14 protein-coding genes are annotated in these 14,558 nt (G+C 42.8%); 6 read left to right on the forward strand and 8 right to left on the reverse strand.

Annotation, left to right across the window (positions count from 1 at the left end):
- Positions 1-100 precede the first annotated feature (100 nt).
- Entirely contained in the window at positions 101-703 is a 603-nt protein-coding gene (locus QZZ55_RS13425) for an XRE family transcriptional regulator (RefSeq protein WP_293267844.1), read from the reverse strand.
- Positions 704-1,214: 511 nt separating this feature from the next.
- On the opposite strand from QZZ55_RS13425, the gene QZZ55_RS13430 reads away from it, so the two are divergent.
- The 6 genes from QZZ55_RS13430 to QZZ55_RS13455 all read left to right on the forward strand — a co-directional run bounded on the left by QZZ55_RS13430 (position 1,215) and on the right by QZZ55_RS13455 (position 6,191).
- Positions 1,215-2,219 carry a TRAP transporter substrate-binding protein gene (locus tag QZZ55_RS13430; protein ID WP_293267845.1) on the forward strand — a complete coding sequence of 335 codons (1,005 nt, stop codon included), beginning with the start codon at positions 1,215-1,217 and terminating at the stop codon, positions 2,217-2,219.
- Between the two features lie 84 nt (positions 2,220-2,303).
- Positions 2,304-2,858 carry a TRAP transporter small permease gene (locus QZZ55_RS13435; RefSeq protein ID WP_293267846.1) on the forward strand — a complete coding sequence of 185 codons (555 nt, stop codon included), beginning with the start codon at positions 2,304-2,306 and terminating at the stop codon, positions 2,856-2,858.
- Between the two features lie 24 nt (positions 2,859-2,882).
- Positions 2,883-4,226 (forward strand): TRAP transporter large permease, encoded by a 1,344-nt coding sequence (locus tag QZZ55_RS13440; RefSeq protein ID WP_293267847.1) that lies wholly within the window; start codon positions 2,883-2,885, stop codon positions 4,224-4,226.
- A gap of 53 nt (positions 4,227-4,279) precedes the next feature.
- Positions 4,280-4,771: a universal stress protein gene (locus tag QZZ55_RS13445; RefSeq protein WP_293267848.1), complete on the forward strand. Its 492-nt coding sequence runs from the start codon at positions 4,280-4,282 to the stop codon at positions 4,769-4,771.
- A gap of 380 nt (positions 4,772-5,151) precedes the next feature.
- Complete coding sequence (locus tag QZZ55_RS13450) at positions 5,152-5,832, forward strand: hypothetical protein (RefSeq protein WP_293267849.1); 681 nt, start codon at positions 5,152-5,154, stop codon at positions 5,830-5,832.
- 173 nt (positions 5,833-6,005) lie between these two features.
- Positions 6,006-6,191, forward strand: coding sequence for a hypothetical protein (locus QZZ55_RS13455; protein ID WP_293267850.1), 186 nt, complete (start codon positions 6,006-6,008; stop codon positions 6,189-6,191).
- Positions 6,192-6,264: 73 nt separating this feature from the next.
- On the opposite strand, the gene thiM is transcribed toward QZZ55_RS13455, so the two are convergent.
- From thiM to QZZ55_RS13490, 7 genes are all read right to left on the reverse strand, one after another.
- Positions 6,265-7,083 carry a hydroxyethylthiazole kinase gene (gene thiM, locus QZZ55_RS13460; RefSeq protein WP_293267851.1) on the reverse strand — a complete coding sequence of 273 codons (819 nt, stop codon included), beginning with the start codon at positions 7,081-7,083 and terminating at the stop codon, positions 6,265-6,267.
- Positions 7,084-7,103: 20 nt separating this feature from the next.
- Positions 7,104-7,754, reverse strand: a complete 651-nt coding sequence (locus tag QZZ55_RS13465) for a response regulator transcription factor (RefSeq protein WP_293267852.1) — start codon at positions 7,752-7,754, stop codon at positions 7,104-7,106.
- 9 nt (positions 7,755-7,763) lie between these two features.
- Complete coding sequence (locus QZZ55_RS13470; RefSeq protein ID WP_293267853.1) at positions 7,764-8,063, reverse strand: DUF6506 family protein; 300 nt, start codon at positions 8,061-8,063, stop codon at positions 7,764-7,766.
- A 367-nt stretch (positions 8,064-8,430) separates the two neighbouring features.
- Positions 8,431-9,426: a phosphate acetyltransferase gene (gene pta / locus QZZ55_RS13475; protein ID WP_293267854.1), complete on the reverse strand. Its 996-nt coding sequence runs from the start codon at positions 9,424-9,426 to the stop codon at positions 8,431-8,433.
- Positions 9,427-9,625: 199 nt separating this feature from the next.
- Positions 9,626-11,389, reverse strand: a complete 1,764-nt coding sequence (xsc, locus tag QZZ55_RS13480; protein WP_293267855.1) for a sulfoacetaldehyde acetyltransferase — start codon at positions 11,387-11,389, stop codon at positions 9,626-9,628.
- Between the two features lie 64 nt (positions 11,390-11,453).
- Entirely contained in the window at positions 11,454-12,560 is a 1,107-nt protein-coding gene (gene ald / locus QZZ55_RS13485; RefSeq protein WP_293267856.1) for an alanine dehydrogenase, read from the reverse strand.
- A 280-nt stretch (positions 12,561-12,840) separates the two neighbouring features.
- On the reverse strand, positions 12,841-14,319 hold the full coding sequence (locus QZZ55_RS13490) for a PLP-dependent aminotransferase family protein (protein ID WP_293267857.1): 1,479 nt from the start codon (positions 14,317-14,319) through the stop codon (positions 12,841-12,843).
- Positions 14,320-14,558: the final 239 nt, after the last annotated feature.

A 14,558-nucleotide genomic window follows, 5' to 3' on the forward strand; every position in this document is an offset into this window, starting at 1 on the left:
GATTTTTAGCTAATGACTTACCATCCAACATCTGTGCAGACATGAAAAAAATACTCCTAATTAATAAGCAAATACAAAGCTACTAGCGACAAACCCAGCTTTAATAGCTCGCTCCCGCAAGCGTCCAAATAACAACAGCTTCCTCATCTCTGGAAGGATTCAACACCCAATGTGGTTCGTCTCCAGTTAACGAAAAACTATCGCCTGCCTGCAGTTGAAAAACTTTACTTCCAACGCCTAGCTCAAGCGTACCTGACTGGATAAACCCCGCCTCCTCCCCTTTTCGTTCTCTCGATTCTCTACTACCCGCCCCAGGAGAAAACGTAGTCAGTATCATTTGCAATTGCCCACTAAGGCGCGGCGAAAGGAGTTCTTCGCGGATACCTGTTCCCGCAAAATTGAGGCTTCGTCTAGAACTTCGACGTACTACATGATGAAGCTCATCCATCGGAGGATGTTGATCTGTATGAAAAAACCAACTTATTTGTACACCCAACACTTCACTGATCGCCTGTAATACAGGAATAGGCAAAGAAGAAACGCCGCGTTCAACCTGACTCACATAACCAACAGAACGGTTTATTCTTTCCGCCATAACGATCAATGTGATCCCTTTGGCTTTACGCAAATCACGTATCTGACTGCCAATACGAAGGTTTTCACTGTCAGCAGTTTCTCTACTTAGTTGGTGTTGCTGGTTCATACTTTTCCTATGGGGTTAAATAACTGCAATGCATAGTAGCAAAAATCTTTGGTATGAAGTATCCGCTTAGCACGAACAAACAGCGAACCTCTTCAATACAAAGCCATCTCAAGGAAAGAAGTTCAGCCAAAGGTAGTAGTCTATTGCCGATGGACTCGTCAAATAATGTATTTAGTGAATAAAACTACACATTTAGTACTCAGCCACAGCCCCCGTAACTGCTGTTTTCTCAGACTGGTTCTACTATATCGGATGAGCTGGCCCTAAAAAATCTCACTATATAAGTTAACTATTGGGTTATTGTCACTTTAGGATTATGGAACTTATTAAAAGAGTCACCAGGTTCAAAAAAATGCTTTTAAAGCGTGATAATGACTTGTTAATCGAATAATACATGGCCCAAAGAAGGTCACACTCATTTCGATTAGTAAGTTTGCTTGAATTTTTCAGGCTACTAAAACTCCCAGCTTATCTTGCAAGGTGGGAGAACATAAAAATCCAGGAGATACTTATGAAACATAAGAATAAGATCGTTAAAGTACTTTCCCTGACAGCTGGTATGGTGTTTTCTGCTAGCTCAATCGCCGCTAGCTGGAACATTGCAGTAGGTGACGGTGGCGGAAGTGCCCAGGAAGCCCTTGGTTTAAAGTTTATTAAATCTTTAGAAGAAAAAACTAGCGGCAAACACACAGCAAAACTGTTCCTGAACGGTCAGCTAGGTTCTGAGCAAGATACAGTCAATGATGCAGCATTAGGCACATTAGACTTTTCAATCTTAGCAAGTAATAACCTCGCACCTTTCTCTCCTACTTTGGGTGTTCTTTCGCTACCTTATATCTTCGAAAATCTTGAGCAAGCTCAAAAAACTGTCGAAGGTCCTATCGCAGCAGAACTAATCGCTAATACCGTCCGTGATTCTGGCGTTCGTATTGTAGGTTGGACTTACTCGGGATTCCGCGTTCTTAGTAACTCTAAAAAGCCAATTCAAAAACTGGCTGACCTAGATGGCGTTATTGTTCGAGTTCCTAAAAACGAAATCATGATCGATACTTATAAGTCTTGGGGCAACAACCCAACACCTATGGCTTGGTCAGAAACGTTTACTGCATTACAACAGGGCGTAGTTGATGGGCAGGACACGCCATACACTACAATCTATGCAATGAAGTTTGGTGAAGTTCAAAAATACATCACTGACTTACATTACTTGTTCTTGCTTGAGCCACTAATTATTTCTGAGTCTCTATACCAAGATCAGAACGGTGACACGAAAAAAGCAATCGATGAAGCAGGCCTTGAAGCAACAGCTTATAGCTTGCAGTGGCTGAAAGATCAGGAAGCTACGATCAAAGATGAGCTAGTTAACAAGTATAAAATGCAAATAGATACTCTAGCTGATGAAGCTGAATGGGCTAAAAAAGCTCAGATGGCTGTATGGCCTAAGTACTATGAAAGTGTAGGCGGCAAAGACAAAGTTAATGCTCTACTACGCTCTTTGGGACGTGATGAAATCTAATTAAGTTGTAAGATTTCTTTATCACAACAGGTACACGCATCGCACTTCGGTCTGGTGCGTGTACTTTATACCGGAGGTCATATCATGGGCAGCAAGATTTTTCATTTCCTTGATAACATTGAAAGTTATATCTGTCGTACGCTGTTGGTATTATTTGTAACATTACTGTTTGCACAGATTGTATCCCGCCAACTTTTTGGCTATTCGTTCTCTTGGAGTGAAGAGCTATCCGTTTACATGTTTGTTTGGTTTGTTTTTTTCGGCGCAAGTTATGCCGCAAAATTAGCCGCTCACAACCGCGTTACCTTTCAATACAAAATGATGCCTGCAAAGGTACCACCTGTTTTAGAATTTATTTCCGATCTAATCTGGATTGGTTTTAACTGTTACTTCGTATATCTATCATATGATTTTGTATTCAACAAAATGAACGTGTTCTGGAAATCCCAGACACTGGGCATTCCCATGAAATACATCTATATGGTTCTTCCTATCGCTTTCGCTTTGATGACTATTCGCATTATTCAGGTGAATTACTTCAAGTTAGTGAAAGGTGTTGATATTCGGGATCCAGAATCACAGGAGCTGGATGAGCTAATCGATGACGCTCATCACATCGACGAAAACAACAATAAATAATTCGATTAATTCGGGAGTCGGCTCATGACCGAAACATCAATTGTCCTTATCTTGTTCGGGTCGTTTCTGGGCTTGCTGATATTAGGAGCACCTGTGACTGTCTCACTGGGTGTGGCAGCATTAGCATCGTTCCTTTATCTTGACCAGAACCCTATAAAGTTTGTCCAAATTGCCTTTACATCAGTAGGCTCTTTCCCACTGATGGCCCTTCCTGCTTTTATTTTGGCAGGTGCACTGATGGAGGCCGCAGGAATATCCAAAAGGCTAGTCCATCTAGCGGAAAGTTTCGCAGGCCCCGTTACTGGAGGTATGTCTGCCGCTGCAGTGCTTGCCTGTATGTTCTTTGGTGCAATTTCAGGGTCAGGCCCTGCTACTACCGCCGCCGTAGGCATGCTGATGATCCCCGCCATGGTAAAGCGTGGTTATGATAAAGGTTACGCATCTGCTGTAACTGCATCATCTGGTGGTCTGGGCATCGTAATTCCACCGTCTATCCCTATGGTTATCTTCGGTATTTCAGCCATTGGTATGCAAGTACCTGCTGAAGCGATTGCTAAGCATGGTGAGTTTCAAAGCGTATCCATCACCAAGCTATTTGTAGCTGGTTTCATTCCCGGCATGGTACTGGCCGGCGCATTAATGACACTAAATTATTTTCGCTGTAAAAAGCTAGGTTATAAAGGCACAGAAGAAGGCTGGTCTTTAAGCCAAATTCTGAGTGCCTTCCGTACAGGTTTCTGGTCAGTCATGGCTCCTCTGGTTATTTTAGGAGGCATCTACTCAGGCTTCTTTACACCCACTGAGTCGGCAATTGTCGCTATTTTTTACACTCTCTTTGTAGGTCTCTTCATCCATAAAGAATTGAAATGGAAAGACTTAGCCCGCTGCCTGGAAACCACAACATGGTTGTCAGGTCGTGTTCTCTTGATCCTGTTTACAGCGACAGTTTTTGGACGCCTACTGGTTGAGAATCAAATTCCAGCAATGGTTGCTGAGTCAATGCTGAGTGTGACTGATAACCTCTACTTAATCTGGATACTGATCATTGCGTTTTTATTGTTTGTTGGCATGTTTATGGAAACATTGGCAGCCATTATGATTCTGACGCCTGTTCTGCTGCCTGTTACCTATAACCTAGGGATTGACCCAGTTCACTTCGGTATTGTGATGGTATGTAGCTTATCTATTGGCTTCTCTACTCCCCCCTTGGGAGAGAACTTATTTGTTGCCTCCGGTATTTCAAATATCTCACTTGAAGAAGTTACGGCCAAAGCTTTACCTTTTGCACTGGTTTCAGCCATGGCTGTTGTACTAATCGCCTTCGTTCCGGAAATTTCACTCTTTCTTCCCGGAGTGTTTGGATACTGATGCATCAAGCCCTTCCTCAGTGAAGGGCTTTCATTTTTTTGAGGGATATCAAAATGCTACCTGAAATCCGAAAAATTCTTTATAGCACTGACCTTTCAGCAGGCTCCACGGCAGCATTTGAACACGCTACCTACATCGCTAAAAAAACCGGTGCAGAAATTCATATACTGCACATCGTGGAAAAACTATCTAGCGAGGCCAAAATCACATTACAAACATATGTAATGGACTCAACAAGTCGACATGAGCTCCTACAAGAACGTGTACAAAACGCGAGGAAAAAGTTAGACGAGCGCCAAGCAAACTTCTGGGACAATCTACACAAAGATGATGCTGAAGTTCAGAAGCAGATTAAATCAATCAATGTTGTAGAAGCGTACCCTGAAGAAACGATTCTAAAGATGGCTAAAGACTTTGATATTGACCTGATCGTTATGGGAACTCACGATAAAGGCTTGCTCCATACCTTTTTAGGCAGCGTAGCAAAAAACGTACTAAGCCATACACGAACACCTGTCATGATCGTTCCATTATCTAAAAGATAAGACGGACCTAATTTAGCACCAAAAAAAGCCCCAGCACATACGTGCTGGGGCATTATCACATCAGGGGGAACATCTGCGATAAGCTTGCTATGGCTTCCTCATTCCCTTATCAAAACCACTTTGCATAACTGAATTATCATATAACCAGAACACGGCCCCAGACGTAAACGATCATTAAAGACAATACTTATAACTTTAAGGAATAAGATACGTAAGTCATTAATTGAGAAGTAAAAACAAATAAAAGTGGAATTAATGTAGATACCACGACCTTGGTATTATCAATAAATAGTGTTTGATTTAGCGTTCATTACTGCACTTCTATGTTATAGATGCCCTATTAAGCGATGGATGATAAAGAGATTTCACAGGGAATAATCATGACTTGTCACAACGACTCTCAAAAAACACGGTTAAATATTGATGCATGGAGCGCATCAAACCCGTCAATTGGAAGTGGTCATGACCCTAGAAGCAGTGAAAACGGATTGCTCGCAATTTTTGCGGGAAGTGTAGAGCGAGCCTCCCAAGCCAAGTGGCTAGACCCAAAGCGCCCACTCATTAATAAAACGTACCTCCACATTCTTTGGCAAGTAGTCCCACTTCCACCCATAGAGCAAATGCCGCATACCCTTGCCATCCAGTTGGATGCTTTCATCCATAAAACACTACTCCCCTTATGGACTCAACTTGAATTCTTAGGACATGAACACAAACATAACTTAGCTGTACAGCTTGTAGACGATATCGCTCGAAATGCACTTAAGAACAGCGATCACGATCATATCGCTAGCTGGTTACTCTATTATTTGTGTCCACAGCTGCCAGTTTTCCCTATACCTACTCTTGATAAAAGGTTGCAGCCATCTCTTTCTTACGCACAGCACCATAGCTCGACAAGACTAAAGCTAATTCGCACCTTACTCTTTATACAAGGCTCTACACCCAGTGCGGTCTATGGTGATAAAAGTGAAAAAGATTTTATTAATAGAATTATCCTTGCGAGTGATTGGTGGCAACGGCACATTTTACTCCACAACCTATCGCCCCAAAAATTGTAATAGGTACCCGTCATACCCATCATCATTGCAATTCAGGGTTTTACTCCATAGTTTTATCGTCTAATATGAATTTAATGAGTATTTAAGAAAAGGGTCTTTTAAAGGCGAGGTTTCTACTCGTTAGTAGCAGCACTTTTCAAGATCTGTTCGTTTAATAAGATGAGGACGTAGCTATGATCAGTAAAGAACATAAGCAACAGGTAAACATCCGAACGAGTATTCATGTCCCTGTTGAAAAACTTTTACGCTGGAGAGACCCACACTGCCCAGATAGCTCTTTTCTTGAGGAAGAGTTTAGCCATGTTAACCATGAAAATGAATGCTGGCTTGAATCAGAAGAAGAACAAACTCGCCATTAATATTAAGGTAGCTAGCGCAACTAAAGCGCTAGCTCAGCCCCATTCTTTAAGAGCTATTAGTCGAATTTAAACTTTACGCTGCAATTTCTTTACACGTCAGAATATGCGCATGCTCAACTAATACGTCCTTATTAAGCCCATATAAGATATCCAGCATGTGCAAATGCAAACTTCCAGGCCCTTGGGACTGTTGTGCAGCAATTTCCCCTGCAATAGATAGTGTTAACATTGCCTGGACGCTTGCATCAAAGGCTCGCCGATTAACAGCCAAGAACGTAGCTACAAAAGCAGTTGCGGCACACCCCATAGCAGATACCCGCGTTTGCATTAAATCGCCATTAGCAATCATTAGAGCCTTTTTACCATCAGTAATGATATCCGCCTCGCCCGTTTGGATAACAACAGCACCCGTTTGTGTTGCTAGTATCCACGCAGCTTCGGCCACATCTTTACCAACAAGCGCTTTAATTTCAGCGCTATTACCACGAATAACCGTTGGTTTAAAAGAAAGCAGCTCTCGTGCATAATCACAACGTTTTTGCGAAGCATGTACAGAGACAGGGTCAAGAACCCAAGGGCGGTTATAATCACGTGCGGTTTCAATTGCCAAGGGTATAGCAGCTTTACGCGCGTTATCTAGCGTACCAATATTAATACTAAGACTATCAGAGCTGGCTACAAACTCTTGGATCTCTTCAACACCCATGGTTAAAGAGGGACGCGCACCCACAGCCAGTAATATATCAGAGGTAAAGTCCATGGCGACTGTATTTGTAATGCACTGCACCCTGGGCTTTTGACGAGCTATAGTCGTCAACATGACTGCACTCGAAGATGCGTAATCAGTGCTACTTTGCGTTTCAATATCAAATACGTTAAATACAGAAGACATAGCTTACCTCCAAAGAAATTTCAATCAGGAACACATATTTGGCCCTGGTCTACATTTATTGTTTGCATTGCAACTACTAGCTGCGTGCGGTTCTCTATTTCAAGCTTACGCAGAATATTGGACATGTGAGTTTTAATCGTGTGTTCAGTCAAAGACATCTGATGAGCTATTTGTTTATTTCGCATCCCACATCGAACCCACTTTAGAACATGATTCTCCTGGCCCGACAAACGACAAAGAGCATGCCCCAAACGTGTTTTCTGACTATCGATTAAGTCATGCGAATTGTCGTCATCATAACGCCAAATACAACCGTCTAAGACTGTTTTAATTGCCATCCCTAGCTCCTCAAGTGAAGCTGTTTTAGCAATAACACCATTAACCCCACTAAAAAGCACCCGGCGCATCCAGGTAATATCTTTATTGTCAGTAAGCATTAAGATTCTTGTATCAGGCCGCCGCATAATTCGCTTTACATGATCAAGCTCCTCAAGCCCATGTAAGCGCGCATCAAGTATTATAATCACAGCTTCCTGCCGTTTAGATAACGAGCGAGTCAATTCGCTGTAACTATCAACACAGGACGTCTTAACGGTAATACCTGCATTATCTAGTGCAACTTGAACACCCAAGCGATATAACGGAGACGCATCAGCAATGACAACTTTCATAGAATACCTTTAGCTAAGCTCACTTTTAAGACGAGACCGCTCATCAGCCGTATATTGAACATAACCAACGGGTATATGATCATTGATAGCATCGCGAATTTGTTGCGCATCTTCTGCAGAAAAAGCACCACAAAGCTCTATAAGCTGTACGTCTTTAGTTATCATCTCTTGCGCAACCATTTCAGCCTGAGCCACATCAGAAACACCGGATACCATCATGCTAAAATTTTCACTGTTTAATCGGGCATGATGTTTGAACATCTCCAAATCGTTGCTTTTCACAATGAAACCGTATCGTTGTAAAGCCATCCCACTCTCCTGAAATTACATTATTATGATTATCCAAGCAGTAGCCCTGCTTTGTGAAGTCTCTTCATTAAGGCTTCCTGCCAAAGTATTGCTTTAGCTTTCAGTAACTTCATTTAAGACTGCTTTAAGAAAACTCCTTAGTACCAGAGCTTTTTGAAATGTGGAGCCAGCAAGCTTTGTCTATAAAATAAATATCAACTTACTGCTAATATTTAAAAACAAGCAGGTAAAAAAAAGCCGCTTCAGAATCATCATGAAGCGGCGAACTCAGCAACAAGCTGATAGGGACGAGCATAAACAACTAATCACGCAATAAACGCAATTCATACAAATAAAAAATCTTAAAAAACAATAATATATAAAAACTCTACACGTGAGCCTGTACGACAGTTATCGCGATTACATTAACCACATCTTTAGCACTGCAACCTCTAGAAAGGTCATTAGCGGGCTTGTTTAAACCTTGTAAAATGGGACCAATTGCATCAGCTTTACCTATCCTTTCGGCAAGCTTATAACCTATATTCCCAGCCTCAAGGTTCGGGAAAATTAATACATTGGCACGACCATGAGTCGCAGACTCAGTGACTTTACGATCTGATATCTCTGCCACAATTGCCGCATCCAACTGCACATCACCATCAATGGCCAAATCAGGCATTTTTTCCTTCACCTGTCTCGTCGCTTCTACTACTTTATCAACTGCAGCATGCTTAGCACTGCCACTCGTGGAGAAAGAAAGCATAGCTACGCGAGGCTCCTCTTCGAGTAATGTTCTTGCGCTGTTTGATGCAGACATAGCTATTTGGGCCAATTGGGATGCATCCGGGTCAATGACTAAACCACAGTCAGCAAATAAAACACCACCTTTCAGTTCATGGAAAGGTTCACACAGCATCATTAGAAAAAAGCTAGATATCATAGGACTAGATGGAGACATACCAATTATCTGAATCGCAGAACGAACCGTATCACCCGTTGTATACACAGCGCCTGCAACCGACCCATCAGCATCATCCAAACGCACCATCATCTGAGCATAGTGCAAAGGGTCTTTTATACTGATAGCTGCCTGTTCTGTTGTCATTCCTTTTGCTTGGCGCAACTGAAAAAGCGCCTCTGCATATCGGCCTGAAGCATCAGATGTTGCAGGATCTATTAGCGCTATTGAATTTAAATCAAGGCCTAATTCGGCCGCTTTATTTGTAATTACGGGTATATTTCCCAGCAATGTAATATTAGCAATGCCTTTTTTTGTTGCGATAGTAGCTGCTTCAATAATGCGAGGATCTTCCCCTTCTGCAAGCACAACCCTTTTTGGATCTTCATTTGCACGTTTAAAAATATTATTCAGGGCCTTCATAAATATTTTTCCTCAAGGATTAATCAGAGGGAGCCTCTGAGCAATTCACTGATAACAATGAACTGTCCAGAGGAGCCGAAATGATTCAACATAAAAATAATAGCGGTATCCAAACGGCTTACAGATATGTTTGAAATGAAAAAAGAACCGAAGGCCGGTTAGCCTTCGGTTAGATATTACCGAATCAATTTACAAAGTCTTATTGGAAGTCTTTGTATTTATCCAAGTGACGTACTGGCTTAGACAGTGCATCACGACGGAACGGATCGCCTAGTTCACGAGTACACATGATCTCGATAACAGTAGTCTTACGGTTTTCCATCTGGTCGTTAAGAGCAGCTTTCAAAGCAGCACCAACATCTTCTAACTTATCAACTACAACACCTTGAGCACCCATAGAGCGTGCAATGTCTGCAAAGCTTGGGTTTTCTAGTTCACCAGCAACGAAGCGGCGGTTGTAGAAATCTACCTGGTTCTTCTTCTCTGCACCCCATTGACGGTTATGGAAAACGATTGCAGTTACAGGAATATCTTCACGTACGCATGTCATGATTTCCATCATAGACATACCCCATGCGCCGTCACCAGCGTAAGAGATACCTGGACGATCAGGAGCAGCAACTTTAGCACCGATCATTGTAGGCAATGCGTAACCACAGTTACCGAAAGCCATTGCTGCGAAGAATGAACGTGGACGCTCAAAACGCAAGTAGCTGTTAGAAACAGAGTTAATGTTACCGATATCAGTTGATACCATTACATCAGCAGGCATCGCTTTTTCAAGCTCACGTAGAACCTGACGTGGGTGTAGGTATTGACCTTCTTCACCATTTTGCTCTTCGATCATCTCCATAGAGTAATCGTCGCGCTCGTGGATCCACTCGTCCAGTTCCTTTTCCCAAGATGCTTTTTCAGCTGCAACTTCAGCTTCACGAGCAGCACGGTTATCAAGGCACTTAGCAGGTTTGCCTTCCATCAGAGCCATAATAGATTTAGCTGCTGCTTTAGCATCACCACAAATTGCTACATCAACTTTCTTAACCAAACCTAGCATTTTAGGGTTGCAGTCAATCTGGATGATTTTAGCGTTCTTCGGCCAGTAATCTAGACCATGCTGTGGCAAAGTACCGAATGGACCTAGACGAGTACCAAGTGCTAGTACAACATCAGCTTTAGCAATTAATTTCATCGCTGCTTTAGAACCCTGGTAACCCAGAGGACCACACCAGTTAGGGTGAGACGCTGGGAAAGAGTCATTGTGCAGGTAGCTGTTTACAACTGGCAGACCAAGCTGCTCAGAGATAGCAATAGCTTCGTTGAAAGCATCACCAATAACAACACCACCACCAGAAATCATTACTGGGAATTCAGCGTTAGCTAGCAATTCAGCAGCAGCTTTAAGTGACTCTTCACCACCAGCAGCACGTTCGATACGGATAGGCTTAGGAATCTCACAGTCAATATCTCCGTAGAACAAGTCACGAGGAATGTTCAACTGAGTAGGACCGTTTTCTAGCATAGCGCGATCAAAACAACGAGCTGTGTATTCAGCCATACGTGCGTTGTTAGTAACTGTTACCTGGAACTTAGTAATAGTTTCGAAGAACGGTAGCTGTTGAGCTTCCTGGAAGCCACCCAACCACTGTGTGTTAGTACCCGTTTCTGGCGTGATACATACAACAGGAGAGTGAGCCCAGTAAGCAGCAGCAATGGCTGTAACAAAGTTTGTGATACCCGGACCATTCTGAGCAATACACACACCGTGACGACCTGATACACGAGAGTAACCGTCAGCCATGTGACCACCGCCCTGCTCGTGCACTACAGGGATCAAGCGAATACCTGCAGGAGTGAAGATATCCATTGCGTCCATAAAAGCAGAACCCATGATACCGAAACAATCAGTTACACCATTTGCAACAAGTGTTTCCACCATTGCTTCACTAGGAGTCATACGAGCCATAGTCATAATTCCTTATTATTAAAATTGACAACAATTTCTGCTGCCGGTAGAAAAAGTTAAATAATCAAGCACAGTAAGAGATGTAATCACGTCCTAGTGCATCAGCTACTTCTTTGCTGGTAATCTGCCCGTTATGGACATTCAGACCATTCGCTAAATGCTTGTCACGGCGAATTGCTTCTTGCCAGCCAAGATCAGCTAATGAAACGATAAATGGTAACGTTGCATTATTGAGAGCCAATGTTGAGGTACGGGCAACCGCCCCCGGCATATTGGCAACACAGTAATGAACAACGCCATCCACTATATAAGTAGGGTCCTGGTGTGTTGTTGCATGAGACGTTGCAAAGCAACCGCCTTGATCAATTGCAACATCAACGATTGCGGAACCCGGTTTCATGCGAGAAACCATATCAGCAGTCACCAGTTTTGGAGCTGCAGCGCCAGGAATTAGCACACCACCAATCACTAGATCAGCAGAAAGCACATGCTCTTCCAACGTTGCTTTACTTGAATATACAGTTTGAATAGCCGTTCCGAATTCAGACACCAAACGACGCAACACATCAACAGAGCGATCTAAGATAACCACTTGTGCGCCCATTCCGATGGCCATTCGAGCCGCGTTAGAGCCAACCACTCCGCCACCGATAATGGTAACTTTTGCTGGTTCAACACCTGGCACGCCACCAAGAAGCATACCGCGGCCTTCTTTGGATTTTTCTAAGCAAGCTGCGCCTGCTTGAATAGACATGCGGCCAGCTACTTCAGACATCGGCGCTAATAAAGGCAAACCGCCTCTATCAGATGTGACTGTTTCATAAGCGATACACGTTGCACCACTCGCTTGAAGGTCATCTGTTTGGTCAGGGTCAGGAGCGAGATGAAGATAGGTAAAAAGTAATTGGCCTGGACGGAGCATTTTGCGCTCAACTGCTTGTGGCTCTTTTACTTTGACGATCATATCAGCAGCTGCAAAAATTTCTTTTGCTGTTTCAACAATCGTAGCGCCTGCGGCAAGGTAGTCTGCATCAGAAAAACCAATACCAACACCGCCATTAGCTTCAACCATCACTTGATGACCACGACTGGTTAGCTCCTCAACACTTGCGGGAACCATACCAATCCGGTATTCATGATTTTTGATCTCTTTAGGAACGCCTATCAACATAATACCACTCCCGTTTACTATTATTATCATTCAAGGTAGTAGAGTTTTTTTCTGGGTTGGTCTGTTACGAAAACATCATTACCAACGCAGGTTGCATGGTTAGAAGATTAGGAGTCTGGCCCTAAAGTCAGTAGAACCAGATTAAAAGAATGGGTTAAGCCAGAACAAAATAAATGGCTTATTTTTTTATAAATACTTTAAATTCAATAACTTAATAAAAATAGAAATAAAAAAAAACCACTTATAAAAGTGGTTTTTTTTTGGCCCCATCGACATGAATTTAAGCCATGGCGCGAATCAATTCAGCCAATTTCTTTATTCCAGGTTCAATCCGGTCGGTAGAAATAGACGAATATCCGAGTCTGAAGTAGTTCTTTGGCGGAGCATCATCAAGAAAATGAATAGCCCCCGCTTCAATCAAAATACTTTCTTGCTTCGCGCGCTCTTGCAAAATGGAGGCATCCAGACCTTCAGGGCCTTTGACCCAATAACAAGATCCCCCGAATGTTGGTTGATCATGTGACTCTGGTAGATGAGCAGTCAATGCTTCATCCATGGCTCTCCATCTTGTTTGGTAATTACGCATAATATTCATAATCAAAGAATCATGGTATCCACGCTCTAAAAACAGAGCGACTGAACGCTGATTATTAGCAGCAGGGTGTCGTACCATCAAGCGACGCAGTGCTCGGGCTTCATGTATGAGCTCAGCAGGCCCGACCAAGTAACCTACCCGCAACCCCGGAGCTAATGTTTTAGATAAACTACCGATATAGAGAACTCTGTCATTCTTATCCAAGCTTTTTAAAGCGGGTATTGGATTAGTTTTAAAGTTTGTTTCGCTCTCATAATCATCTTCAATGATTATAAAATCATCTTCGTTCGCGCGGCGTAGCAGCTCATACCTGCGCTCGATTGGCATAGTAACTGTCGTCGGACACTGATGGCTGGGTGTCGTATAGACAAGATCACAGCCTTTGAGGCGGTCATCAACAATCATGCCGTCTTTATCAACAGGAATCGTCCGTACTTGAGAAGGATTCAATGTTGCGATATTGCGGATATCAACATAGCCTGGATTTTCTAATCCCATCACGCTCGTTTTATCCAGAAGAAGTTTTGCCAGCATATACAACGATTGCTGCGCACCAACGGTAACCAGTATCTGGTCAGCTGAAGCCCATACGCCACGTCGAGGCAGTAAGCGTGTGCGGATTTGCTCTACCAACAATGGGTCGTCATTATCAAAACGGTCTGCCGCCCATTCACTAATTGAAGGACCACTGACAGCATCGCGACAGCACTCGCGCCAGTTAACTGTTGGAAATAATGAAGAGTCAAATTGACCATAAATAAAAGGATAATTATATTTCTGCCAATCTCGTGGCTTGATAACATTCGTTTGTTGTGATGGTTTTAGCTTAAAGCGTCCTTCCCAATATGGGCAGTAAGTACCCGCTGACTCATCGTCTTGTAAGTCGCTTGGCGGGACAGTCTTTACCTGCCCCTGTAATATATCAGGGTTTACGTAATAACCACTGCGTTCTCTTGCTATCAAATAACCATCATCTAATAAATGCTCATAAGTCAAAACGACTGTATTGCGCGCGACATGAAGCTGCTGAGCCAATTTTCGACTAGAAGGTAACGGAGATTCAACGGGGATATTGCCATTCAATATTGCCGCTGCTATCTGCTCTCTCAACTGCTGCTGAAGACTACCGCCCTTACCAGGAGTTAAGTGAAAGAGATGAAACATTCATTTAGCCTTTTGCAATTATTTCTTGTTTTAATTTTTGCACACTGAAACCTGGTCATCAAACAAACGTTAGTCGACAACCTCAAAGCAGCAAACCTATATGCGATGCGTAAAATAAAGCACCATTACACGCAGTATAGTGTATGGCAGCCGATTACTCAGCAGACTTCCGTCAAGGACAAAGAAATATTAATTTTTGGTAAGATTTCAACGAGGTAAAGCAGTTTTAGCATGATAAA

The organism is Neptunomonas sp. (assembly GCF_016744175.1).
In the GTDB taxonomy this organism is placed as follows: Bacteria; Pseudomonadota; Gammaproteobacteria; order Pseudomonadales; family Balneatricaceae; genus Neptunomonas.